Source organism: Ancylobacter amanitiformis, from assembly GCF_030814815.1.
GTDB classification, from domain to species: Bacteria; Pseudomonadota; Alphaproteobacteria; order Rhizobiales; family Xanthobacteraceae; genus Ancylobacter; species Ancylobacter amanitiformis.
In genome coordinates this window covers 15,455-39,411 of the sequence record NZ_JAUSVR010000002.1, presented here as the reverse complement: position 1 = coordinate 39,411, position 23,957 = coordinate 15,455, and the positions used below count along the sequence as shown (strand labels likewise).

The window sequence follows — 23,957 nt, the reverse complement described above, 5'->3', positions numbered from 1 at the left end:
ATCGCGCATGGCAGGGCTTCCGGTTCGCGTGCCGAGGGCCTACTTCTTGGGAAAATGAGCGTTCCGGAGCCTTGCCATGTCGCGTGATGCCGAGCCCCAACCCGTCCGCCTCAGCGATTACCGACCGCCGGACTGGCTGGTGGACACGGTTCATCTCGACATCCGCCTCGACCGCCATGCCACCCGCGTCATGGCCCGGCTGGCCATGCGACCGAACCCGGACGGGCGCGAGGGCTCGCCCATCGCGCTCGACGGCGACGAACTGGTGCTGAAGGCGGTCAGCCTCGACGGCACGCCGCTGGCGGGCACGGCCTATGGCGCGACGCCCTCGGGGCTGACGCTGTTCGCCCCGCCGCAGCAGCCGGTTCTGGTGGAGATCGAGACCTGGCTCGACCCTTCCGCCAACAGCAAGCTGATGGGCCTGTATCGCTCCAGCGGGGCCTATTGCACGCAATGCGAGGCGGAGGGCTTCCGCCGCATCACCTATTTTCCCGACCGGCCGGACGTGCTCGCCGTCTACACCACCCGCATCGAGGCCGAGCGGGAGGAGGCGCCGATCCTGCTCGGCAACGGCAACCGTGTCGCGGCCGGCGAGATCGAGGGCACGAGCCGCCATTACACCATCTGGCACGACCCCTGGCCGAAGCCCTCCTATCTCTTCGCGCTGGTCGGCGGCCGGCTGGACAAGGTGGCCGATGAGTTTCGGACGGCCACCGGCCGACAGGTGGAACTGGGCATCTATGTCGAGCCCGGCAAGGCCGACCGGGCCGGCTACGCCATGGATGCGCTGAAGCGCTCGATGCGGTGGGACGAGGAAGTGTTCGGCTGCGAATATGACCTCGATGTCTTCAACATCGTCGCTGTCGCCGACTTCAACATGGGGGCCATGGAGAACAAGGGCCTCAATATCTTCAACGACAAATACGTGCTCGCCAGTCCGGAAACGGCGACCGACGCCGACTATGCCAATATCGAGGCGATCATCGCCCATGAATATTTCCACAACTGGACCGGCAACCGCATCACCTGCCGTGACTGGTTCCAGCTCTGCCTCAAGGAAGGGCTGACGGTCTTCCGCGACCAGGAATTCTCATCCGACCAGCGCTCGCGCCCGGTGAAGCGCATCGCCGACGTGCGGCTGCTCAAGAGCCACCAGTTCGCCGAGGATGCCGGGCCGCTGGCCCATCCGGTGCGTCCCTCCACCTATCGCGAGATCAACAATTTCTACACGGCCACCGTCTACGAGAAGGGCGCCGAAGTCGTGCGCATGCTCCGGACGCTGCTGGGCGAGGAGGGCTTCCGCGCCGGGATGGACCTCTATTTCGACCGCCATGACGGCGACGCCGCGACCGTCGAGGATTTCCTGGCCTGTTTCGCCGACGCCAACGGCATCGACCTGACGCAGTTCGCGCGGTGGTACGCGCAGTCGGGCACGCCGGAACTCGACGTGCACGGCAGTTGGGATGCGGCCACGCGCAGTTACCGCCTCGACATTGCCCAGCACCTGCCGCCCACGCCGGGTCAGGATGACAAGGCGCCGATGGTGATCCCGCTCGCGCTCGGCCTTGTCGGGCCGGATGGCGAGGACCTGCCACTGGTGCTGGACGATGGCGCCAATGCCGAGCGCGGCGTGCTGGTCGTCAGCCAGCCGCGGCAGAGCTTCGTGTTTCGCGAGGTGGCGACGCGGCCGGTCGCCTCGCTCAATCGCGGCTTCTCGGCGCCGGTCAAGCTGACCTCGAACCTGTCGACCGACGATCTGGTGTTCCTCGCCCGCCGCGATAGCGACCCATTCAACCGCTTCGACGCGGCGCAGACCCTCGCCCTCGCCCATCTCGTCGCGGCGACGCGGGCGCGGAGTGGCGGGGCGGCTCCCTCGGCGACGCCGCTGGTGGAGGCGTTGAGCGCGACGCTGGAGGATGCCGCACTCGACCCCGCCTTCGTCGCGCAGGCGCTGTCGCTGCCCTCGGAAGCCGATGTGGCACGGGAGATCGGCCGCGAGGTGGACCCCGACGCGATCCATGCCGCGCGCGGGGACCTGCGCCGGACGCTGGGCGATGCGCTGCGCCCGCTGCTGGAGATGACCTATCCCCGCCTCGCGCCCTTCGGCACCTATGCGCCGGACGCGGGCTCGGCCGGACGCCGGGCGCTGCGCAATGCCTGCCTTGATCTGCTGGCCGCCACTGCGGCGCCCGCCGACATCGCCCGGGCGGTGGCGCATTTCGAAGCGGCCGACAACATGACGGATCGCCTCTTCGCGTTATCCGTGCTGGCGCATGGCGCACCGCAGCAGCGCGAGCCGGCCCTCGCCGCCTTCTACGAGCGCTTCCGCGACGATCCGCTGGTGATCGACAAGTGGTTCGCCCTGCAGGCGCAGATCGCCGAGCCCGCGACGCTGGACCGCGTGCGCGCGCTCACCGGCCATCCTGCCTTCGCCATGAGCAACCCCAACAGGGTGCGCGCGCTGATCGGCTCCTATTCCAGCGCCAACCCGACCCAATTCAACCGTGCAGACGGAGCCGGCTACCGTTTCATCGCCGACACGGTACTGGCGCTCGACGGCCGGAATCCGCAGGTCGCCGCGCGTTTGCTGGCGGCCTTCAAGAGCTGGCGTGCGCTGGAGCCCCGGCGCCGCTCCCTTGCCGAGGCTGAAGTGAGGAGGGTAGCCGACACGCCCGGCCTCTCACCGGATGTCGCCGACATCGCTGCCCGTTCTCTCAGCTAAGCAAGCGTATAAAAAGCGCAGTATTCGTCGTTCCGGTCGGTACGGATTGGCGCTACAGTCCGTGGCCTGCACGATTGATTGCAGGACACATGGCGGTCCATGGTGGCTGACGGCACGGTCCCCGAGACATTCGAGCTGACGACGCTGTCGTCGGCCTATCTCAGTGCGCCGGTTGCACTCGCCATGATCGGGCGCAACCTCACATGCATGAACGGCAACCGGCGCCTTGCCGCGATGTTTGGCCGCCCGCTCGATGAGATTGTCGGGCAGGAGGTCGAGGCGCTGGTTCCCGGCTCCTCCGATCTGGTGAGGCGTGGCCTGGCCCGCGCCATGGCCGGCGCGTCGATCGACGAACGCGAGATGTCGATTCCCGGGCGGGACAATGTCTACCTCGTCACCGCGGAACCGTTCCGCGACGCGAGCGGGACGGTCGTCGGACTGTCCATCGCCTTTGTCGACATCACCGAGCGGCGCCGGACCACCGATGCGCTGGCCGAGATGGAACAGAGCATCACGTTCGCGCTGGAGAACGCCAATCAGTGGATCTGGGAACTCGACATCCCGAGTAACAGGGTCCGGCGCTCGCCGCACTGGAAGCATGGACTTGGCTATGCGTCGCGCGAAGAAGTGAGCGGCACGGATGATATTGCCTGGAGCGTGGTGAATCCGGAAGACCGCCCCTATGTGCTGAAACGCTACCAGGATCTGCTCGACGGCAGGACCGATCTGTTCGAGGCCACCTACCGCGTGTCACACAAGAGCGGCAGGTGGATCTGGATCATGGCACGGGGCCGCATCGTCGCGCGCGACGCCGAGGGCCGGCCGCTGCGCCTGCTCGCGACCAGCGTGGACATTACCCGCCAGAAGCATGTCGAGCAGGAACTCGCGGCCACGGTACGCCAGCGCGAAAAGCTTGAACGCGAGCTTGTCGACGCCAACCGCCGCCTCACCGCCCTGTCCGAGATGGATCCGCTCACCGAACTGCCCAACCGCCGCAAGTTCGACGAGGTGCTGGCGCGCGAGATGCGCCGCAGAGGTCGTCATCCCCCGTCATTGGCACTGATGATGATCGATGTCGATCATTTCAAGAGCTACAACGACCTGCACGGTCATCTCGAAGGCGACGAGTGCCTGCGCAAGGTCGCGGCCGCGCTGCGCAAGTCGGTGCATCGCGCCGGCGACCTGGTCACGCGCTATGGCGGGGAGGAATTCGCGGCCGTGCTGGCCGACAGCGACGAATCCACCGCTCTCGTCATGGCGGGAACCATGCTGGACGCCGTTCGGGCGCTGCGGCTGCCGCATGCCGGCAGCTCGCTGGGCCATGTCACGGTCAGCATTGGCATTTCCGTGTTCGATGGGGCCTCGCCGCCGGGCACGAACATGATCCCGGCCGTGGTGATCCACGCCGCCGACCGCGCGCTCTATGCCGCCAAGCAGGCCGGCCGCAACTGCATCGCTTCAGCCGGCATCTCGAATGACGGCACGCTGCGCACCATGACGGTCACGGAGAATGCGCCGACCGCGCGCTCGCGAACGCGCGGTCGGGAACCCCGCATTGATCCGGCTCAATAGTCGATGACGCCGTCCAGCGCGTAGTGCTTCACGCTCTTGCGGTTGGCGATCAGTTCGTCGACCGTCGGCTTGCCGGTGATCGCACGCTCCAGCGCGATCTTCATCGCCTCGTAATTGGTGCGGTAGAGATCGGCCTTGTCGAGATTGGGATCCTCCGCGCAGCGCGGGTCGAGCCACACCATGACGATCATGCAGAGTTCGTCGGCCTGATCCTTGGGCAGGATGCCCTCGACCAGGGCGTCGACGATCGCATCGCCGATGGCGCCCTGCACCACGCCGCCGAGCAGGTCGACATATTCCAGCGTGTGGATGGTGGCCTTGGTCGTCATCATGGTTGCCGGGCGCACCTGCTGGTTGAGGTCGCGCACGACGAACATCCGGGTGTGACCCTGCACCTGCCCCATCATGGAGGCGAAGGCCTGGCCGGCCGGGCCGCGCACCGAGCCGATCAGCACTTCGGGCATGGCGTCGGTGAACTGTCCCTCAGCCGCAAGAACCGTTGCTTCGCCGGTACGGAACCAGATCTCGCTCATTGTTCATTCTCCATCGCCTGCATCTTCAAGCGATCGCGAATAGCATCGACGCGGCCTCTTCGTCCATGGCGGGCCGCGACATCGTCGATGCATCGCCGCGACGACCCGAAAACACCCACAGGTTGCTAATTCGTTAACTTGACTCCTGCGGACTCTGGACGCGCGAGGTCGATTGGATTCAAATCAAGCTGATTCGGAGAGATGCGGCACATCGCTCCTTTCGCGGACGGGGCACTAGGACTTCGGGGGAGGCCGGCGATGGCGCGCGCCAACGCTGCGGGCGCTTCCGTGCGCGTACAAGCCATGAGAGGCTTGGCGCGTTCGGTGGCGAGACCCGCCTATCAACGGCTTGTCGACGCCGAACCTTTCATGCGCAGGGCCGTCCCTGCCCTGATCGTCGCCTTCATAGCAATCGTCGCCATCGCCTCCGCCGTCCAGATCCGATCCTACCGCGCCGACGCCGTCGCCAGCGCCAAGGACGAACTGGCGCTGTTCGCCGTTGCCATTGCCAGCGAGATCGACCGACGCGGCAGCAGCGGGCTCGCGCCCGATGGCCTGCTGAAATCGGGCCTGCCCTCGCGCGCCACCGAGGAGGGCCGCCGCTATGGGCTGATCGACACGGCCGGCAAGGTCGTCGCCATTCATGACGAGGCGCCCGGCACGGAGACCGCCGACGACATCCGCACCATCCTGGCCAATGTGCAGGCCATCGCCGTGTTCGCCGAGGATGCCGGCGTGCTGGACGTGACCCTGGCCAACGGCTCCGCCGCGCTGGCGACGGTGCACAATCTGCACGCCGTGCCGCTTCAACTGGTCGCCGTGCAGCCCTTGTCGAGCGCGCTGGCCACCTGGCAGTCCGATACGATCCTGACCGTCACGCTGCTGTCGACGACCGGCGCGGTCCTGCTGATCCTGGGCTTCGCCTTCCACTGGCAGGCGACGCGGGCGCGCGAGGCGGACGGCATCTACGACACCGTGCGTGCGCGCATCGACACCGCCCTCTCGCGCGGGCGCTGCGGCCTGTGGGACTGGGACATGGGGCGCGGGCGCATGTTCTGGTCCAGTTCGATGTTCGAACTGCTCGGCCATGAACCCCGCGACGAACTCATCTCCTTCGGCGAGGTCTCCGCCCTCGTCCATCCCGACGACACCAACCTCTATGATGTCGCCAAGGAGATCGCCGACAAGCCGGGCCGGATCATCGAGCGTGTCTTCCGCATGAAGCATGCCGACGGCCATTGGGTCTGGCTGCGGGCGCGGGCCGAGGTGGTGCCGCAGGACAATGGCGAGCCCCCCCATCTCGTCGGCATCGCGGTCGACGTGACCGAGGAACGCCGCCTCGCCGAACGCACCGCCACCGCCGACATGCGGCTGCGCGACGCCATCGAGAGCATTTCGGAATCCTTCGTGCTGTGGGACAGCGCCAGCCGGCTGGTGCTGTGCAACTCCAAATTCCAGTCGCTGCACGGCTTCGGCGATACCAATGTCGCGCCCGGCACGCCGTTCGAGGCGATCGCCGCCATTGCCCGCCAGCCCGTGGTGCGCATTCCCCTGCGCACCGAGGACCGGCCGGAGGAAGGCGCGCGCGCCTTCGAGGCGCAGCTGGAAGGCGGGCGCTGGCTGAAGGTCACCGAACGGCGCACCAAGGATGGCGGCTTCGTTTCGGTCGGCACCGAGATCACCGCGCTCAAACGCCACGAAGAGCGGCTGATGGAGAGCGAGAAGCGGCTGATGGCACTGGTCGCGGACCTGCGAAAATCGCAGCAGACGCTGGAGATGCAGGCCCTCCAGCTGGCCGAACTCGCCCAGAACTATGCCGACGAGAAGAACAAGGCCGAGGACGCCAACCGCGCCAAGTCCGAGTTCCTCGCCAATATGAGCCATGAGCTGCGCACGCCGCTCAACGCCATTATCGGCTTTTCCGAATTGATGGAGAGCGGCCTGTTCGGCCCGCTCGGCAACCTGAAATACAACGAATACTGCCGCGATATCCGCGATTCCGGCCGTTATCTGCTCGACGTCATCAACGACATTCTCGATATGTCGCGCATCGAGGCCGGCCGCGTGCAGCTGACGCTGCAGCCGACCAAGCTCGACGAGATCATCAAGGATGCCATCCGCGTCATGTCGGTGCGCGCCGATGAGAAACAGCTCACCATCACCAGCGAGAGCGACGTGGACGTGACCGTCGACGCCGACCGGCGCGCCCTCAAGCAGATCACGCTCAACCTCATTTCCAACGCCATCAAGTTCACGCCCGAGCATGGGCGCATCACGCTGCGCACCCGCGCCTCCGCCCGCTCCGCGCTGATGGTGATCGAGGATACCGGCATCGGCATTCCCCGGAGCGCTCTGGCCAAGATCGGCCGCCCCTTCGAACAGGTGGAAAGCCAGTTCACCAAGACCTACAAGGGCTCGGGCCTCGGCCTCGCCATCGCCAAGTCGCTGGTGGAACTGCATGGCGGCACCATGCGCATCCGCTCCTCCGAGGGGGTGGGAACCACCGTGATCCTGCGCCTGCCATTGCACGGACGCCCCGCGCTGCAGTATCGCCATGCGGCACTATCGGAAAACTGAGAAGCGGGCATGAGCGGAACGGATCGGGCTTTTGTCGACTGCGTCGTGGCCGGCGCGGGTGTGGTGGGGCTGGCGGTGGCCCGGGCGCTGGCGCTCAGGGGCCTTGAGGTTCTGGTTCTGGAGGCCACCGGGCTGATCGGCTCGGACACCTCGGCGCGCAACAGCGAGGTGATCCATTCCGGCCTCTATTACCCCGCCGGCTCGCTGAAGGCCCAGCTCTGCGTCGCCGGCCGCGACGCGCTCTATGCCTATTGCGCCGCGCGCGCCATCCCGCACCGGCGCTGCGGCAAGCTGATCGTGGCGGCCAGCGCGGCGGAGACGGCAAAGCTCACCGCCATCGACGCCCATGCCCGTGCCGCCGGCGTCACCGATCTCCAGCCTCTCACCGGGGCGCAGGCGCGCGCGCTGGAGCCGGCGCTCAACGTGGTCGAGGCGCTGCTGTCGCCCTCTACCGGCATCATTGACAGCCACGCGCTCATGCTCGCCATGCGCGGCGATATCGAAGACGCGGGCGGCATGATCGCCTTCAATGCTCCCATTCTGCGCGGCAGCGTGGAGCGGGATGGCTTCTCGCTCGACGTGGGCGGCGAGGAGCCGATGGCGCTCGCCTGCCGGCTCTTCGTCAATGCCGCCGGGCACGGCGCCGTGCCGCTGGCGCGGACCATTGCCGGCATTCCGGCGGAGGCGGTTCCGCCAGCCTATTACTGCAAGGGGTCCTATTTCACCCTGTCCGGCAAGGCGCCGTTCTCGCGGCTGATCTACCCCGTGCCGGAGCAGGCGGGCCTTGGCGTGCATCTCACGCTCGACCTCGGCGGACAGGCGCGCTTCGGGCCCGACACGGAATGGATCGACACGCCGCACTACGAGGTTGACCCGTTGCGTGGAAATGCGTTCTACGCCGCCATCCGCCACTATTGGCCCGCGCTGCCCGACGGCGCGCTGAACCCGGCCTATGCGGGCATACGGCCGAAGATCGTGCCGGCGGGCGCTCCGGCCGCCGATTTCCGCATCGATGGGCCGGCCGACCACGGCGTGCCCGGCCTCGCGCAGCTGTTCGGCATCGAATCGCCCGGCCTCACCTCCAGCCTCGCCATTGGTGATCGGGTCGCGACACAGCTTTCCTGAAGCGCGGCTCTCTCAGGCGCGTCGGCGCGCGGGCGCCGCCGCCAGCAGCCGCTCGAAGGTCGCGCGCACCGCCGCCTGCGTCTCGAACAGATGCGCTTCGAGCGTGGAGAAGTCCGGCATCGCGCCGGCACGGGCCAGCAGGCGCTTCAGCGCCGGGCTCGCCTCAGCGCTTTGAAACGGCGTCGTGAGCGCGAGCCGCAGCACCTGCGTCAGGTCATGCATCAGCCGGCAGGCATCACCCAGTACCTGCCCATCCTGCGCGTCGAGCAGCCCCGCCTGTGTTGCCTGCGCGATCACCCGCGCGGTGGCGGTATCGATGACCTGCGGATGCGCGCGCGCATGGGTGAGCACGAGATATTGGGCGATGAACTCGATGTCGATCAGTCCGCCCCGGGCATATTTCAGGTCCCACGGGTCATCATCGCCCTTCTCGTCGGCAATGGCGCCGCGCATGTCGATGATATCGGCGGCCAGCCGCGCCCTGTCGCGCGGCCGGCGCAGCACCTCGGCGATCGCCGCCTCCACCCGCGCGCGAAAGCCGGGCGAGGCCGAGACGACGCGGGCGCGGGTGAGCGCCATGTGCTCCCAGGTCCACGCCTCCTCCGCCTGATAGGTTTCGAAGCGCGGCAGGCTGGTTGCCACGGGGCCGGCCCGGCCGGAGGGGCGCAGGCGCAGGTCCACCTCATAGAGCTGGCCGGCATTGGTCGGCGTGGTCAGCGCGCTGACGAAGCGCTGCGTCAGGCGGGCGAAATATTGCGCGCCATGGAGCGGGCGGGAACCATCGCTCTCGGGTCGCTCCTCGTCGAAATCATAGAGCACGATGAGATCGAGGTCGGAGCCGGCGGTCATCTCCCGCCCCCCGAGCTTGCCCATGGCGAGCACGGCGAACTCGGCGCCGGCGACCTTGCCGTAAGCCTCGCGAAAGCGGGCTGTCACCGGTCGCTCCAGCGCGCGGATGATGACGTCGGCCAGCCGGGCGAAGGCCTCCCCCGCGCGCGCGGCCGGCAGGGTGCCGGAGAGGATGCGCACGCCGATCAGCACATGCTGCTCCTGCCGGAAGCGGCGGGCCTGGTCGAGCAGGTCCTCCTCGCCCTCCGCCCCCTCGATCAGCGCGGCAAGGCGGTTGGCCAGCGCCGATTCGTCCGGCAGCGCGCCAAAAAAGGCGGGATCGAGCAGCGCGTCGATCAACGAGGGGCGATGCGCCAGCATCTCGCCGAGCCGGGGGGCGGTGCCCAGTATCGTGGCGAGCAGGCGCACCAGATCGGGGTGATGCACCAGCGCGGGCAAAAGCCGCGTGGCGATGGGCAATTCCCGGAAGAAGCGGTCCGCCGCCGCCAGCGCCGCATCCGCCGCGCCGCCGCGAGCCAGCGCGTCGATGAGCAGCGGCAGGATGGCGGCAAGGCTGGTGCGCACCATGTCCGGGCGCAGTGCGCGATAGTCGTCACCGGCGAGCCAAGCGCGCACAGTGGCGCTGGCCGCGACCGGATCGCCATAGCCGAGCTTGTGCAGGGTCGCCAGCGTCTCGCGATCGTCCTTGGCGGCAGGAAAATCCAGCCGCCCTTCGACCAGCGCGCGCGGCGGCGCGTCCTCGAACAGCTTGGAATAGTGATCCTGCACCCGCGACAGGCGCTCGACCAGCGCGCCGGCGAAGTCCTCGCGGCGGGTATAGCCCATGAAGCGCGCGAAGGCGGCGAGCGCCTCGGCGTCATCGGGCAGTGTGTGGGTCTGGGCATCCGCTACCATCTGCAGGCGATGCTCCACCCGGCGCAGGAAGTGGTAGGCCTCGTCCAGCTCGCCGCGCGCGCCCTCGCCGATCCACCCGGTCTCGGCCAGCAAGGCAAGCGCTTCCAGCGTGCGTGGGGTGCGCAGGCGCGGATCGCGGCCGCCGGCGATCAATTGCTGGGTCTGGGCGAAGAACTCGATCTCGCGGATGCCGCCGCGCCCGAGCTTCACATTGTGCCCCTCGACCGCGATGGCCGCATGCCCGCGAAAGGCATGGATATCCTGCTTCATCGCATGAACATCGGACACCGCCGCATAGTCGAGCGAACGACGCCAGACGAAGGGAGAAAGCCGGCGCAGGAAGCTGTGGCCGAGCGCGATATCGCCGGCGATCGGCCGCGCCTTGATATAGGCCGCGCGCTCCCAGGTGGCCCCCTCGCGCTCATAATAATCAAGCGCCGCCTCGACGGAGAGGGCGATGGGCGTGGAAGCGGGATCAGGTCGCAGCCGCAGGTCCACCCGCGCGACATAGCCGTCCGCCGTCCGCTCCTGGATCAGCCGGACAAGACGCTGGGTCAACCGCACGAAGAAGGGCGTCGGCTCGACACCCGCCTTCAGCGGCGCCACCTCGGGATCGTAGAGCACGATGAGGTCGACATCGCTGGAATAGTTGAGTTCGCGCGCCCCATGCTTGCCCATGGCGAGCACGGTGAAGCCGGGTGGCGTGTCGGAGGATGCATGCTCGGAGGCGCCACCAGCCTTCACCGCCCCCCGGCGCAGCTTGCCGGCGGCCTGCGCCTCGCGGAACAGGAAATGCGTCGCGGCCGCGATGGCACCGTCGGCGCTGTCGGTAAGCTGGGATGTCACCTCGGCGAGATCGAGCACATTGCCGATATCGGCCAGCGCGACGGTCAGGGCGGTCTCGGCGCGCAGCCGGCGCAGCGCCGTCATCGCCTCGGCCTCATCCTCGGTGACGGCGAGAACGGCCCTTGCCGCCGCGCGCGCCCGGGCCAGCCCATCGGCCGGATCGGCCTCCAGGATGCGCACGAGGCGTTCCGGGTCGGCCCGCATCAACTCGGTGAGGAAGGGGGAATATGCCGCGACGCGCGCGAGTACGCCGCGCATGGCCGGGAATCGCGCGGCAAGCGCCGCAAGGCGGGCCTCGGATCCGTCGGCCTGCGCGTGTTCGGGAGCGAACAGGTGCCGCACGGCGGCGGGCAGCCGGGCGGGCGCCCGTATTCCGGGATCGAGCCGCATGCGGGCCGCCAGCGGGTCGGGCGCGCCGCTCCCCTCATGCCGGGATGCCTCTCCGGTGCCGCTGTGCATTCTCGCCATCAGGGCCGCACCCTCCATACCGCTCCCTAGCGTAACCGCGACCGGTTGCCAAATCGCTGCCGCCGCGGCGTCCCTCACACGGCCGCCACTTCCTCCACGGCCGGTGCCAGAGGCAGGTCGATGATCACGCGCAGCCCCGGCTCGTTATCCTCCAGCCGCAGCGAGCCGCCATGCAGGTGCACCACGGCCACCACCAAAGACAGGCCGAGCCCGAAGCCCGGCCGGGTGCGGCTCGCCTCCAGCCGGACGAAGCGCTCCAGAACGCGTGGACGATCCGCCTCGGGGATACCGGGGCCGCAATCGGCCACCACGATGCGCGCCTTTCCGTCTACGCGGCTCGCCGCCAGACGGATTGTCCCGCGCCCGCCGGGGGTGTCCGGCGCGCTGTATTTGATCGCGTTGTCGATGAGATTGGACAGCACCTGCGCGAGCAGCTCGCGCACCCCGATCACGCCAAGCGGCTCCACGAATTCGAGCGTGAGGTCGAGCCCGCTCTCATCCGCCACCGGCTCGTAAAGCTCGGCGACGCTCGCCAGCGTGTCGGCGAGATCGAACCGCACGGCGGAGGCGCTCGCCTGCCCGGCTTCGGCGCGGGCGATCATCAAGAGCGCATCGAAGGTGCGGATCAGCCCGTCCGATTCGTCGATGGTCTGCTCGATCGCCGCCCGCCATTCCTCGTCGGAGCGGGCGGTGCGCAGCGCATCCTCGGCGCGGTTGCGCAGGCGCGTGAGGGGGGTCTTGAGATCATGGGCGATGTTGTCGGAGACCTGTTTCAGCCCCGCCATCAGCGCCTCGATGCGATCGAGCATGGCGTTGAGGCTGAAGGCGAGCCGATCGAACTCGTCGCCGGTGCCAGCCACCGCGAGGCGGCCGGACATGTCGCCAGCCATGATGCCATCGGAGATCGCCGTCATCTGGTCGATCCGCTTGAGCACCCGGCGGGTGACGAACAGCCCGCCCGCGACGCCGAGCACGACCAGCAGGCCGAGCCCCCACAGCGCCGGCCCGATGATGATCTTGCGCAGTTCCTCGCGCTCGACCACGTCGCGACCGATCAGCAGGCGGAACTCGCCCGGCAGGAACAGCACATTGACCAGCGCCCGGCTAGGCGGGGCGGCCTGATCTTCCGAGCGAACATAGTCGATCTCGCGCCAGCCTTGCTTGTCGAGGAAGTTCAGCGGCAGGTTCAGCACGTTGCCGGCGAGCGGCTCGCCATTGAAGCTGGTGACGAGCAGCAGCCCGGCATCGGGCGCGCGCGAGCGGCGGTTCACCACCTGCACCAGCCGCGAAACGCCGCCGCGCTCGAACTGAGCCTGCATGAAGCTGGTGTCGTTCTCGATCGCCTCCACGGCCTGCCGCGTCACGAGGCGCTGCGTGTGCCAGCCGAGATAGGCGATCACCGACCCGGCGAAGATCGCGAAGACGAGGAGATAGGCCGCGATCAGCTTGAACGCGGTCGTCCGGATGAGCCTACCGAGCGCCGTCACGAAGGATGTATCCCGCGCCGCGCACCGTGTGGAGCAGCGGCGGATCGAAGCCCTTGTCGATCTTGGAGCGCAGCCGCGAGACATGGACGTCGATCACGTTGGTCTGCGGATCGAAATGATAGTCCCACACATTCTCCAAGAGCATGGTGCGCGTCACCACCTGCCCCGCATGGCGCATGAGATATTCGAGCAGCCGGAATTCGCGCGGCTGCAGCACGATCTCCTGGCCCGCGCGGGTGACCCGATGAGCCAGCCGGTCGAGTTCGAGATCGCCGACGCGATAGAGCGTATCGGCCGCCTGCGGGCCGCCGCGCCGGGCCAGCGCCTCGACGCGGGCCAGCAGTTCGGAGAAGGCATAGGGTTTTGGCAGATAGTCGTCGCCACCCGCCCGCAGCCCGGTCACGCGGTCATCGACCTGGCCGAGAGCGGAGAGGATGAGCGCCGGGGTCTGGTCGCCGCGCCCACGCAGATGGGCGATGAGCGACAGCCCATCCCGGCGCGGAAGCATGCGGTCGACCACAAGCACGTCATAGCCACCGTCCAGCGCGAGGGCGAGGCCCTCCTCGCCCTCGGTTGCGACATCCACCACATGGCCCGCTTCGCGGAAAGCCTTGCGCAGATAGTCGGCGGCATCGCGATCATCTTCGACGACGAGCAGGCGCATGGCAAATTCTTCGGCGGATTTCCTGACCTCCGCCGGGTCGAGGGCCGGAAGGCCCGAACCCGCAGAGGAATCGGCGGCGGCGGCAAGATTCGAATTCGTCTCCATGTACGTCATTTCGAGCCTCGCGCCTATCGGAGCCGCCGGGTTGCACCATCGCCCCCGCTGAAAAAGGACGACGCGGGAAGTCCTGAAGGACTCCCCGCGCCACCGGCCATCTGCAGTCCAAGGGGGCGACGGGACAGACCGCAGACGGAACCGATCCCTTGGGACGCCCGAGCGGGCGCCCCCGGAATGATCCCCGGCGCCGCGTCAGCCGCGGTTGTCGCCGAGCGAGATCGCCACGAAACGGGTGCCCTGCTCCGACTTGACGCGCAGCAGCACGGCCTTGCGGTTGTCCTTCTTCGCGGCGGCGAGGCCGTCGCGCACGTCGGAGGGCTTCATCACCGGCTTGCCGGCAACGTCGAGGATGACGTCGCCCGCCTTCAGGCCACGCTCGGCGGCGGGGCCGTTCGGGTCGACCTCGGTGATGACCACGCCCAGGTCGCCGGCGCCGGCGACACCCTTGGCGGGCGCCAGCGACAGGCCGAGGCGGGGCACGTCACGGTTGTTCTGCTCCTGATCGGCACCCTTGCGGGCATCGTTCGAGGCAACGTCCGTCGGCAGTTGCTCCAGCGTGACCGGCACGGTGATGGACTTGCCGTCACGCAGCACGCTCAGCTTCACCGTCACGCCGGGCTTCTTGCGGGCGATCTCGCGCGACATTTCGCGGGAGTCCTTGATGGTCTCGCCGTCAATGGCGGTGACGATATCGCCGGGCTTGAGGCCGGCCTTCTCGCCGGGCGTGCCGGGCTGCACCTGGGCGACCAGCGCGCCCTGGGCGTCCTTGAGGTCCATTGCCTCGGCGACCTCGTCGCTGACCGGCTGGATCTGCACGCCGACATAGCCACGGGCCACCTGGCCGCCGGACTTCAGGGCCTCGACCACCTGCGAAACGGTCTCCGACGGGATCGCGAAGGCGATACCGACATTGCCGCCCGAGGGGGAGACGATGGCGGTGTTGACGCCGATGACCTCGCCGTTCAGACCGAAGGTCGGGCCGCCGGAATTGCCGCGATTGATCGGCGCGTCGATCTGCAGGAAATCGTCATAGGGGCCCGAGCCGATATCGCGGCCGCGCGCCGAGACGATGCCCGCCGTCACCGTGCCGCCAAGACCGAACGGGTTGCCGACCGCGACCACCCAGTCGCCGACGCGCGGCGCGGTTTCGGCAAGCTTCACCCATGGGAAATCGCCCTTGCCGTCCACCTTGAGCAGCGCCACGTCGGTGCGCGGATCCGTACCCACCACCTTGGCGGTGTAGCTCTTGCCGTCGGTCAGCGTCACATCGACTTCCGAGGCGCCGTCCACCACGTGATTATTGGTCACGACATAGCCGTCGGCCGAGATGAAGAAGCCGGAGCCCTGGCCGACGACGCGGCCATGGCCGGGACCACCGCGGCGCGGGCCGGCATCGGGACCGCCCTGGCCGTTCGGACCGAGGCCGAAGCGGCGCATGAAGCGCTCGATCTGCGGCGGCACGTTCTGCATGCCGGGCTCGTCGTCATTCGACGCGACTTCGTCCTCGTCCTTCTTCACCTTCACACTGACGACGGCCGGCGAGACCTTCTCGACGATGTCGGCGAAGGAGAACGTGCTGGCCGGCTGGTTGGTGCTGAGCTGCGCCTCGGCGGGGGTCACGATTTCGGGCAGGACGACACCGCCAACGACACCACCGGCGAGGGCCAGGGTGAACACGCCCGCGAGCAGCCGGGAACGGCTGCGGCGCAGCGTGGAGGACGAAGTCTTGGTGGTGTCGGAAAGCGCGTTGCGCGACATATGTCGTTCCTCGTTCAACCAGATCTCGCTTCCCCATCGGGAAGGTTCGAACGAGAAGATAGGTGTCCGCGCCTTAACGCAGGCTGGCGGTGGTGTTACAGTTTGGTAACGTCGCCGGAATTTTCGGAGAGCACGCGGCGGAGCTTTTCTTCCTCTTCATTGCTCAGCGGAGCGGTCGGCGCGGGCCGGCTGCCGCGGCGGCGATAGGCCAGCCAGAGGCCGGCGCCGCCAACGACCAGCACGAGGAACGGCGCGAGCCAGAGCACGATGTTGGCGCCGTGCAGCGTGGGGCGCAGCAGCACGAATTCGCCATAGCGCGACACCAGGAAATCCATCACCTGGCCGTCGCTGTCGCCTGCCTTGATACGCTCGCGCACGAGCAGGCGCAGGTCCTTGGCCAGCGGCGCATCGGAATCGTCGATCGACTGATTCTGGCACACCATGCAGCGCAGCTCCTTGGAGAGCTGGCGCGCCCGCGCCTCCTGCGCCGCATCGGGGAGCATCTCGTCCGGCTGAACGGCGTGGAGCGGACCGGCCAGCAGCCCGAGCGCGAGAAGGGCGAGAAGCAGCGCACGGTGCATGGTCGTCACTCCGCCGGCGCCGGCGCGGCATCAGGCTTGCTCGCTGGCTTGTCCTTAATGGGCTTGGTCTTGGCGGGTTTTGGAGCGCCGATCCGCAGACGCCGGTCACTCAGCGACAGCGCCCCGCCCAGCGCCATGATCACCGCCCCGAGCCAGATCAGCGTCACGAAGGGTTTCCAATAGGCGCGCACGCCAATGCCGCCGCCGGGCAGTTCATCGCCCAGGCTGACATAGAGCTGGCTGAAACCGAAGGTGCGGATACCCGCCTCGGTAGTGGGCATGTTGCGGGCGGTGAACAGCCGCTTGGAGGATTCGATGGTGCCGATTTCCGTGCCGCCGCGACGAATGGTGAACACGCCGGCGAGGTCGCGATAATTCGGGCCGTTGCGCGGTTCGACGCGGGCGAGCGTCAGTTCATAACCGCCCACTTCGAAGCTCTCGCCGATTTTTAGGCCGGTGATGCGCTCGGCGTTCCAGCTGGTCTCGGCAATGATGCCGAACAGGCAGACGCCGACGCCGGCATGGGCAAGCGCCGCGCCATAGGAGGCGCGCGGCAGGCCGCGCAGCCGGGCGAAGGCCGTGGCCGCCGGCACCCGGCCGATGCCGCCGCGCTCGGCAATATCGACCACCGCGCCGATGACGATGAACGCGGCGAGCCCCATGCCGAGCGGCGCCAGCAGCGGGCCCCCGCCCTGCATGTAGGCGGCGGCGAGCGCGATCAGAATGCCCACGGCCAGCGCGCTCATCAGCCGCTGCGCGGCGCCCGCGAGGTCGCCCCGCTTCCAGGCGAGCAGCGGGCCGAACGGCATGGCGAAGAGCACGGGCAGCATCAGCGCGCCCACGGTCAGGTTGAAATAGGGCGGGCCCACCGTGATCTTGGCGCCGTTCCAGGATTCCAGCGCCAGCGGGTAGAGTGTGCCGATGAGCACGGCGGCGGCCGCGGCGGTGAGCAGCAGGTTGTTCAGCACCAGCGCGCCCTCGCGCGAGATGGGCGCGAAGATGCCCCCCTGGCGCAGCATCGGCGCGCGCAGCGCATAGAGCGCCAGCGATCCGCCGATGAAGAAGACGAGAATGCCGAGGATGAACACGCCGCGCGTCGGATCGGTGGCGAAGGCATGCACCGACGTCAGCACACCCGAACGCACCAGGAAGGTGCCGAGCAGCGACAGCGAGAAGGCGAGGATGGCGAGCAGCAGCGTCCAGACCTTGAGCGCGTCGCGCTTTTCCATCACCACGGCGGAATGAATCAACGCGGTGCCGGCGAACCACGGCATGAGCGAGGCGTTCTCGACCGGGTCCCAGAACCACCAGCCGCCCCAGCCCAGTTCGTAATAGGCCCAGTAGGATCCCATCGCGATGCCGACGGTGAGGAAGGCCCAGGCGGCGAGTGCCCATGGCCGCACCCAGCGCGCCCATGCCGCATCGATGCGGCCGTCGATCAGCGCGGCAACGGCGAAGGCGAAGGTGATGGAGAAGCCGACATAGCCGAGATAGAGCAGCGGCGGATGGATGGCGAGGCCGATATCCTGAAGGACCGGGTTGAGGTCCTGCCCCTCCGCCGGCGCCGGCATCACGCGGATGAAAGGGTTCGATGTCAGCAGGATGAACAGGAGAAACGCCACCCCGACCGAGCCCTGCACGCCGAGCACGTTGGCCTTGAGCGTGGCCGGCAGGTTGGAGCCGAACAGCGCCACCATCGCGCCGAACAGGGCGAGGACGAGCACCCAGAGCAGCATGGAGCCCTCATGGTTGCCCCAGACGCCGGTGATCTTGAACAGCATCGGCTTCAGCGAGTGCGAATTCTCGACCACGTTCAGCACTGAGAAGTCGGACTGCACATAGGCCACCGTCAGCACCGCGAAAGCGAGACTCACGAAGCCGAAGAAGGCGACAGCGAGCGCCGGCCCGACGCGCATCAGCGCGGCATCGCCCACCCTCGCCCCCCAGATCGGGATCACGGTCTGCAGGATCGCGACGGCGAGCGCCAGCACGAGCGCGTAGTGGCCGATTTCCGGATTCATCGCGCCGCCTCGCCTTCTTTCCAGACACCCTGCTTCTTCAGCGCGTCGGCGACTTCCTTGGGCATGTACTTCTCGTCATGCTTGGCGAGCACACTGTCGGCGCGGAAGGTGCCGTCGCCCAGCAACACGCCCTCGGCGATCACGCCCTGCCCCTCGCGGAACAGGTCCGGCAGCAGGCCCTCATAATAGACAGCCATGTCCGCCCCGCCATCTGTCACGGTGAAGCGGACATGCGCATTGTCCTGCCGCATCACGCTGCCATCCTTGACCAGCCCGCCCAGCCGCAGGCGCGAGCCCGGGGCGGTGTGCTCCGCGGCGATCTCGCTCGGCGAGCGGAAGAACACGATGGTGTCGTTGAGCGCGAACAGCACCAGTCCCGCGGCAACGCCGAGCACGCCGATCGCGCAGGAGATGAGCAGAAGGCGCCGCCCTTTGCGGGTCATGTCGTCAACTCCCTAAACCGAGTTCGCGCGCCAGCGCGTCGATGCGCCCCAGGGCGCCGCCATCCGTGGCGAAATGCGCGCGCGCCTCGCTGGCGGCTGCCTTGGCCTTGTCGGCCTCGCCCAGTACGATCCGGGCGCGCATCAGGCGGAGCCAGCCCTCGATATCGCTGCCGTCCTGCGCGAGGCGCGCTTCCAGCCGCGCCACCATGCCGCGCACCATCTGGTCGCGTTCCGCCGGCGTCATGTCCTGCGCGGCGGCGACATCCGCGGCGCTCGGCCCCGGCGCGGCTGCCACCGGCGCCCCGACCCGGGCCAGCGCCGCGCGCAGCAGCCCCATCCAAGGTGCGTCGGGCGGGGAACTGGCGGCCAGCGCGCCCCAGATCTGCGCGGCGTCGGCGGGGCGGCCGTCCTGCTCAGCCGCAAGGCCAAGGAAATAGCGCGCCTTGGGATCCCTGGGATCGGCCACCGCTGCCGCCTCGAAGGCCGCTTTCGCCTCGACGGTGACGACACCGCCCGCCTCGGCCGTCAGCGCCTCGCCGAGCCCATTCTCCCGCACGGCACTGGGGCCGAGCAGTCGGATGGCACTTGTCCAGGCGCGCGCCGCGTCCGCCGTGCGGCCGATACGGGCATAGATCGGTGCCAGAACCTCGTAGCCGCGCCCGTCCTCGGGATTGGCCTCGAGATGGGCCTCGACTTTGCGCACGAGAATGGCGACGTCCGACTGGTCGGGCCGGGATTCCAGCCGCGCCGCGAGAGGCTGCGGCGGCAGTGCGGGCGAGCCGAGCTTGAGATAGAGCCCGCCCGCCATGACCGGCAGGCCGACCAGCGCGACCACGGCGACGATCTGCCGACGGCGGTCCGCACCGGATGGGCGGGCCGCACCGGAAGCCGTCTCGGCGGAGGCGCGCAGGATGCGCCGTCCCACCTCGGCACGGGCGGCCTCCCCCTCGGACGCGCCGATGAGCCCGCTGACGCGGTCGCGCTCGATCTCCGAGAGCTGATCGCGATAGACGGCCAGATCGGCGGCGCTGGCGGCCGGCGCGGTGCCACCGCCGGCGCGCAACGGCCACAGCACCGCCAATATGGCGGCCCCGGTCATGAGGGAGATGGCGGTCCACAGCAACATTAGCGTTCCTCTAATGCGCTGAGGTAGCCGAGCTTGGCGGCCGCGCCAATCCGTAACCCCCTCAGTCGGATCGACGCAGGCTCACAGTCGCGGGATCGCGGGGCCCGAAGTCACGCGAGCGTGATCACGCAGGCCGCCGATCCGCCGGCCGGGCGACCGTGCGTCGCGGCGGATATCGCCCCGCCGGAGCGTCCTGCGTGCTGCCAAAGGCATCGACCGTGCACGGCCGCACGGCCGCGGCCGGACATCAGCCGGCCCGCTGACGCGACGTCCGTGGCCGGGCGTCAGCCCGCCACGGGCGCCCACGTGCCGTCCGGATTGCGGCAGGCGGTTCCGCGCGCGGTCTGCGGCTGGCCGTCAATATAGATGGTGTGGGTGAATTCGCGGCACTTGGGCGAGCCGCCGCGCGCATAGGCCGGGCCGGGAACGACCGTGCCGTAATTGCCATTGTCGCCGCGCCAGCTCACGGGCGCGCCGGGCGAGCCATATTCGAGCGCCTGCATCTCCGCCGCTTGCGCCCGCTGGCGGTCCTGGTCGTCGAGCGCCGCGCCGATGGTGCCGCCGATCAGGCCGCCCGCGAGAGCGCCGATGGCCGCACCGGCCACGTTCCGCCCGGCGATCGCGCCGATGATGCCGCCCGCGACCGCGCCGGTCGCCGCACCGCCGACCATGTTTGGGTTCTCCTGGGTGGCCTGACAGCCAGCCAGGGTCGCTCCGATCAGCACAAGGGCGACGAGAGGAACAGCGCGCATGAAGAATCCTTCCGAGATCAAGCCGCAGAGGGCGGCAGAAAGCGGTAGGAATAGGGCGAAACGGCGGCTCCGTCACCCGCCATGAGCGCCTCAGGCGGCCGGCAGCCGCACGAGGCACCTGAGGCCGCCGAAGGGCGAGCGATCAAAAGTGAGCTTGCCACCATAGAGCGCAGCAAGCTCCGCGACGATCGACAGGCCGAGCCCCGAGCCGGGCTTGGTCTCATCGAGCCGGCGGCCGCGCTTGAGCGCCTCAGCCTGCTGCTCGGGCGTGAGACCCGGCCCATCGTCGTCGATGACGATCTCGAAAAAATCGCGCTGGCCGCCGGTGCCGGGCAATGGCGTCACGCTCACCTCCACCAGCGAGCGGGCCCATTTGCAGCCATTGTCGATGAGATTGCCGAGAATCTCCTCAAGGTCCTGCCGCTCGCCGCGGAAACGCATGCCGGGCGCAATTTCGGCCTCCACCGCGATGCCGCGCGCCCGGTAGACCTTGGCGAGCGTCGCTGCCAGCTTCTCGACGATCGGACCCACCTCCTCCACCGTCGTGGCGACCGTGACGCGCGCGGCCATCCGGGCGCGCTCGAGGTGGTGGGCGACCTGCCCGGTCATGATCGCGGCCTGCTCCGCCACCTTGGCGGCGAGGACGTCGTCGGGATGGAGCGAGACGGTTCGCGCGGCTTCGTTCTGCAGCACGGAGAGCGGCGTCTTCAACGCGTGCGCGAGATTGCCGACATGGGTGCGGGCGCGCTCGACGATTTCGCGATTGGCGTCGATCAGCGCATTGACCTCGGCGGCCAGCGGGGCGATCTCCTGCGGATAGGCGCCCTCCAGCCGGTCCGTCTTGCCGGTCCGCACCTGATGCAGCGCATCGAGCAGACGCTTGAGCGGGCGCAGGCCGAACAGCACCTGGAAGGCGAGCGTGAGCAGGAAGGCCATGCCGATGACCGCGAGCGTGATCGCCAGCGCCCGGTTGAAACCCTCGACCTCCTCCTCGATCTCCGCGGCATCGGCGGCGACCGCGGCCACATAGCGGCCGTCCTCGCCCAGATCGATCGTGCGCTCGACAATGCGCAGCGTCTGGTTCGAGGGACCCTTGCCATAGGCCTCGCGCAGGCCGGTGAGGTCGGCGGAGGTGCCCTGCTCGTAGAGCAACGGCAAGCGGCCTTCGGGCAGCGAGCGCGATGTCTTGAACTCGCGGGCCGGCCCGTCGACGCGGGCAATCTGCCAGTACCAGCCGGAAATGGGGAAATTGAAGATGGGATCGCCGAGCGTCGTCGGCTCCGGCATGGCGCCGGTGGTGGAATTGGCGACGTCGGCGACGATGGTCTTGAGATAGACATCGAGCCGCTGGTCGAAGGCGCGCTCGACCGCGTCGCGGTAGATCGAGGACAGCGCCAGGCCCGTAACCAGCAGCACGGCGACGCTGACCAGGGTGGCCGAGGCAAACAGCCGAAGCGCGAGCGAGCCGACGCGCATCAGCGCGGAGCCTCCGGCGGCGCCAGGAGATAGCCGAGCCCCCGCACAGTCTGGATCACCTCGATGCCGAGCTTCTTGCGCAAACGGCCGACAAAGACCTCGATCGTGTTGGAATCGCGATCGAAATCCTGATCATAGAGATGCTCGACCAGTTCCGTGCGTGACACGACCCGCCCGGAATGGTGCATGAGATAAGCGAGCAGCCTGTGCTCGTGCGAGGTGAGCTTCACCTGCTTGCCATCCACCGTCACCCGGCCGGAGCGCGTGTCGAGCATGACCGGACCGCAGGTCAGTTCACTCGCCGCGTGCCCGGCGGAACGGCGCAGCAGCGCGCGGATGCGCGCCAGCACCTCCTCCATATGGAAGGGCTTGGCGACATAGTCGTCCGCGCCGGCGTCGAAACCCTGGACCTTGTCGCTCCAGCGGTCCCGCGCGGTCAGAATCAGCACCGGCATCTTGCGCCCGTCGCGGCGCCAGGCCTCCAGCACCGACAGGCCGTCCATCTTCGGCAGGCCGATGTCGAGCACAATGGCGTCATAAGGCTCGGATTCGCCGAGATAATGCCCCTCCTCCCCGTCATAGGCGCGGTCCACGGCGTAGCCGGCATCGACCAGGGCCTCGTAGAGCTGGCGGTTGAGATCGGGGTCATCCTCGACAACGAGCAGGCGCACGGCAGATCCTCACGGCAGCGCCGCGCGACCACGCGGCGCGCGGAGAATGCCATTGCCAGCGCCACCTGTCAGGTAGGGATGCGTCGCGGCCCGGCGCCTCAGCGTCCCCACCCGCAGATCGCGGCGCCCACCGCGTTGTTCGCCTTCGCCTGACGGATGGTCTCGTCGGTGTCGGCCTCCGACCACAGCACCGGCCGGAAGCTCTCGCACACCGCTCTACCCGTCACGCCGCTTCCATCCGTCGTCGTCGCGCAGCCGGCCAGACACAGCGTCGCGATCAGAATCGGCGCGCGCAGCAGCGCCCGTTTTGCGGATGTCGTCAGCATGGGCCTGCTCCTGTTCCCGGGCGCGCTGGAGGGCGCCGGCCGCGCCACGGTTGCGGCCGGCGAGATAGGCGAGGACGGCGGCGCCGAGGGCAATCAGCGTCGCCCGCAGCGGCGGCGGCAGGAGGCGCCACAGCGGCAGCCAGATCTGCCATGTCGCGGCGAGCAGGCCGGCGCCCGCCAGCGCCCATAGCCACCAGGGGATGAGGTCGAGGAGCCAGTTCATGCCAGCCCCACATCGGATCGGCTGCGCTTCCACACGCCATAGACCGCGACGGCGATGCCGATCACGGTCAGCGCGACAAAGGCATATTTCAGCACGGACGACACCTCGGTGAGCGGCGCCAGCTGCTGCGCGGCGTCGGAGGCGGCGGTGCCGAGCACGCCGACGCTCGCCGTGGCGGTGCCCTTGCCCTCGGTGCTGCCGGTGGCGCGCGGCTTCGGCGCCGGCTCGACATAGTTGGAGGCGACGAACTCGCCCTTGGCCCACAGCCCGGCCTCGGCCGCGCGACGGTTGGTGAGGCCCGGCAGAACCTTGCCGCCGGCCTTGTTCCACTTCATCAGCTCGCGCGGCACGCTGGCGGGATCGCCGGCATTCAGCTTCTTCAGCAGCGTCGATTTGCGGAAATTGGCGGGGCCGACATTGAAGCAGAATGACACCAGCGCCGCGAACTGGTTGTCGGTGAGCGCGACCGTCACCGCCTGCCGCACCGCCGCCTCGTACTGGCCGAGGTCGCGGCGCAGGATGGCGATCGCCTCGGCGTCGGTGATGGTCAGCCCGGGCGTGACCTTCGGCGCTCCGGCCGCATCGGTATGGCCGTAGCCGATCGTCCAGATGCCGACGGGGTCCTTGTAGGCGACGAGCCGCTTGCCCTCCCACTGCTGTATCAGCGCGAGGCCGGCCGCATTGATGCTGCGGGGCATGAAACGTCTCCGGAATATCGGCAAGGAT

19 protein-coding genes are annotated in these 23,957 nt (G+C 68.6%); 4 read left to right on the top strand and 15 right to left on the bottom strand.

All coding sequences use genetic code 11. The features are described 5' to 3' along the window. The first annotated feature begins 76 nt into the window (after positions 1-76). The gene (gene pepN / locus QOZ99_RS03270; protein WP_306888482.1) at positions 77-2,722 is read left to right on the top strand and encodes an aminopeptidase N; all 2,646 of its coding nucleotides are present in this window, start codon (positions 77-79) and stop codon (positions 2,720-2,722) included. A gap of 99 nt (positions 2,723-2,821) precedes the next feature. Continuing rightward, positions 2,822-4,294: a sensor domain-containing diguanylate cyclase gene (locus QOZ99_RS03265; RefSeq protein ID WP_306888480.1), complete on the top strand. Its 1,473-nt coding sequence runs from the start codon at positions 2,822-2,824 to the stop codon at positions 4,292-4,294. On the opposite strand, the gene fae is transcribed toward QOZ99_RS03265, so the two are convergent. After that, positions 4,288-4,827, bottom strand: a complete 540-nt coding sequence (fae, locus tag QOZ99_RS03260) for a formaldehyde-activating enzyme (RefSeq protein WP_183188017.1) — start codon at positions 4,825-4,827, stop codon at positions 4,288-4,290. The genes QOZ99_RS03265 and fae overlap by 7 nt on opposite strands. A gap of 369 nt (positions 4,828-5,196) precedes the next feature. Here fae and QOZ99_RS03255 point away from each other — a divergent pair, with 369 nt between their 5' ends. Then, entirely contained in the window at positions 5,197-7,404 is a 2,208-nt protein-coding gene (locus QOZ99_RS03255) for a PAS domain-containing sensor histidine kinase (protein WP_306888478.1), read from the top strand. A gap of 9 nt (positions 7,405-7,413) precedes the next feature. Then, positions 7,414-8,529: an NAD(P)/FAD-dependent oxidoreductase gene (locus tag QOZ99_RS03250; protein ID WP_306888477.1), complete on the top strand. Its 1,116-nt coding sequence runs from the start codon at positions 7,414-7,416 to the stop codon at positions 8,527-8,529. A 12-nt stretch (positions 8,530-8,541) separates the two neighbouring features. On the opposite strand, the gene QOZ99_RS03245 is transcribed toward QOZ99_RS03250, so the two are convergent. From QOZ99_RS03245 to QOZ99_RS03180, 14 genes are all read right to left on the bottom strand, one after another. Continuing rightward, positions 8,542-11,586 carry a bifunctional [glutamine synthetase] adenylyltransferase/[glutamine synthetase]-adenylyl-L-tyrosine phosphorylase gene (locus tag QOZ99_RS03245; RefSeq protein ID WP_306888476.1) on the bottom strand — a complete coding sequence of 1,015 codons (3,045 nt, stop codon included), beginning with the start codon at positions 11,584-11,586 and terminating at the stop codon, positions 8,542-8,544. A 74-nt stretch (positions 11,587-11,660) separates the two neighbouring features. Beyond that, positions 11,661-13,073 (bottom strand): sensor histidine kinase, encoded by a 1,413-nt coding sequence (locus tag QOZ99_RS03240; RefSeq protein ID WP_306888474.1) that lies wholly within the window; start codon positions 13,071-13,073, stop codon positions 11,661-11,663. After that, positions 13,057-13,737 (bottom strand): response regulator transcription factor, encoded by a 681-nt coding sequence (locus tag QOZ99_RS03235; protein ID WP_306888473.1) that lies wholly within the window; start codon positions 13,735-13,737, stop codon positions 13,057-13,059. The genes QOZ99_RS03240 and QOZ99_RS03235 overlap by 17 nt, the downstream gene beginning before the upstream one ends. A gap of 309 nt (positions 13,738-14,046) precedes the next feature. Then, positions 14,047-15,612: a Do family serine endopeptidase gene (locus tag QOZ99_RS03230; protein WP_306888472.1), complete on the bottom strand. Its 1,566-nt coding sequence runs from the start codon at positions 15,610-15,612 to the stop codon at positions 14,047-14,049. Between the two features lie 95 nt (positions 15,613-15,707). Further along, complete coding sequence (locus QOZ99_RS03225) at positions 15,708-16,193, bottom strand: cytochrome c-type biogenesis protein (protein ID WP_306888471.1); 486 nt, start codon at positions 16,191-16,193, stop codon at positions 15,708-15,710. A 5-nt stretch (positions 16,194-16,198) separates the two neighbouring features. Then, positions 16,199-18,214 (bottom strand): heme lyase CcmF/NrfE family subunit, encoded by a 2,016-nt coding sequence (locus tag QOZ99_RS03220; RefSeq protein WP_306888470.1) that lies wholly within the window; start codon positions 18,212-18,214, stop codon positions 16,199-16,201. Next, the gene (gene ccmE, locus QOZ99_RS03215) at positions 18,211-18,657 is read right to left on the bottom strand and encodes a cytochrome c maturation protein CcmE (RefSeq protein WP_306888469.1); all 447 of its coding nucleotides are present in this window, start codon (positions 18,655-18,657) and stop codon (positions 18,211-18,213) included. The genes QOZ99_RS03220 and ccmE overlap by 4 nt, the downstream gene beginning before the upstream one ends. A gap of 4 nt (positions 18,658-18,661) precedes the next feature. Then, the gene (gene ccmI, locus QOZ99_RS03210) at positions 18,662-19,783 is read right to left on the bottom strand and encodes a c-type cytochrome biogenesis protein CcmI (RefSeq protein WP_306888468.1); all 1,122 of its coding nucleotides are present in this window, start codon (positions 19,781-19,783) and stop codon (positions 18,662-18,664) included. A 284-nt stretch (positions 19,784-20,067) separates the two neighbouring features. Further along, positions 20,068-20,535 (bottom strand): RT0821/Lpp0805 family surface protein, encoded by a 468-nt coding sequence (locus QOZ99_RS03205; protein WP_306888467.1) that lies wholly within the window; start codon positions 20,533-20,535, stop codon positions 20,068-20,070. A gap of 90 nt (positions 20,536-20,625) precedes the next feature. After that, positions 20,626-22,011 carry an ATP-binding protein gene (locus tag QOZ99_RS03200; RefSeq protein ID WP_306888466.1) on the bottom strand — a complete coding sequence of 462 codons (1,386 nt, stop codon included), beginning with the start codon at positions 22,009-22,011 and terminating at the stop codon, positions 20,626-20,628. Beyond that, positions 22,011-22,682, bottom strand: coding sequence for a response regulator transcription factor (locus QOZ99_RS03195; protein ID WP_306888465.1), 672 nt, complete (start codon positions 22,680-22,682; stop codon positions 22,011-22,013). The genes QOZ99_RS03200 and QOZ99_RS03195 overlap by 1 nt, the downstream gene beginning before the upstream one ends. Before the next feature lie 98 nt (positions 22,683-22,780). Next, complete coding sequence (locus tag QOZ99_RS03190) at positions 22,781-22,909, bottom strand: hypothetical protein (protein WP_306888464.1); 129 nt, start codon at positions 22,907-22,909, stop codon at positions 22,781-22,783. After that, the gene (locus tag QOZ99_RS03185) at positions 22,899-23,231 is read right to left on the bottom strand and encodes a hypothetical protein (RefSeq protein ID WP_306888463.1); all 333 of its coding nucleotides are present in this window, start codon (positions 23,229-23,231) and stop codon (positions 22,899-22,901) included. The genes QOZ99_RS03190 and QOZ99_RS03185 overlap by 11 nt, the downstream gene beginning before the upstream one ends. Further along, a complete protein-coding gene (locus QOZ99_RS03180; RefSeq protein ID WP_306888462.1) occupies positions 23,228-23,929 on the bottom strand; it encodes a lysozyme in 702 nt (233 codons plus the stop codon). Before QOZ99_RS03180 ends, QOZ99_RS03185 begins: the two co-directional genes overlap by 4 nt. Positions 23,930-23,957 lie beyond the last annotated feature (28 nt).

Coding starts and splice junctions, on each gene's coding strand:
- QOZ99_RS03230 (WP_306888472.1), bottom strand. CDS start 15,612: ATGTCGCGCAACGCGCTTTCCGACACCACCAAGACTTCGTCCTCCACG.
- QOZ99_RS03245 (WP_306888476.1), bottom strand. CDS start 11,586: ATGGCGAGAATGCACAGCGGCACCGGAGAGGCATCCCGGCATGAGGGG.
- fae (WP_183188017.1), bottom strand. CDS start 4,827: ATGAGCGAGATCTGGTTCCGTACCGGCGAAGCAACGGTTCTTGCGGCT.
- ccmI (WP_306888468.1), bottom strand. CDS start 19,783: ATGTTGCTGTGGACCGCCATCTCCCTCATGACCGGGGCCGCCATATTG.
- QOZ99_RS03265 (WP_306888480.1), top strand. CDS start 2,822: ATGGTGGCTGACGGCACGGTCCCCGAGACATTCGAGCTGACGACGCTG.
- QOZ99_RS03255 (WP_306888478.1), top strand. CDS start 5,197: ATGCGCAGGGCCGTCCCTGCCCTGATCGTCGCCTTCATAGCAATCGTC.
- QOZ99_RS03225 (WP_306888471.1), bottom strand. CDS start 16,193: ATGCACCGTGCGCTGCTTCTCGCCCTTCTCGCGCTCGGGCTGCTGGCC.
- QOZ99_RS03235 (WP_306888473.1), bottom strand. CDS start 13,737: ATGCGCCTGCTCGTCGTCGAAGATGATCGCGATGCCGCCGACTATCTG.
- ccmE (WP_306888469.1), bottom strand. CDS start 18,657: ATGACCCGCAAAGGGCGGCGCCTTCTGCTCATCTCCTGCGCGATCGGC.
- QOZ99_RS03200 (WP_306888466.1), bottom strand. CDS start 22,011: ATGCGCGTCGGCTCGCTCGCGCTTCGGCTGTTTGCCTCGGCCACCCTG.
- pepN (WP_306888482.1), top strand. CDS start 77: ATGTCGCGTGATGCCGAGCCCCAACCCGTCCGCCTCAGCGATTACCGA.
- QOZ99_RS03250 (WP_306888477.1), top strand. CDS start 7,414: ATGAGCGGAACGGATCGGGCTTTTGTCGACTGCGTCGTGGCCGGCGCG.
- QOZ99_RS03220 (WP_306888470.1), bottom strand. CDS start 18,214: ATGAATCCGGAAATCGGCCACTACGCGCTCGTGCTGGCGCTCGCCGTC.
- QOZ99_RS03185 (WP_306888463.1), bottom strand. CDS start 23,231: ATGAACTGGCTCCTCGACCTCATCCCCTGGTGGCTATGGGCGCTGGCG.
- QOZ99_RS03205 (WP_306888467.1), bottom strand. CDS start 20,535: ATGCGCGCTGTTCCTCTCGTCGCCCTTGTGCTGATCGGAGCGACCCTG.
- QOZ99_RS03180 (WP_306888462.1), bottom strand. CDS start 23,929: ATGCCCCGCAGCATCAATGCGGCCGGCCTCGCGCTGATACAGCAGTGG.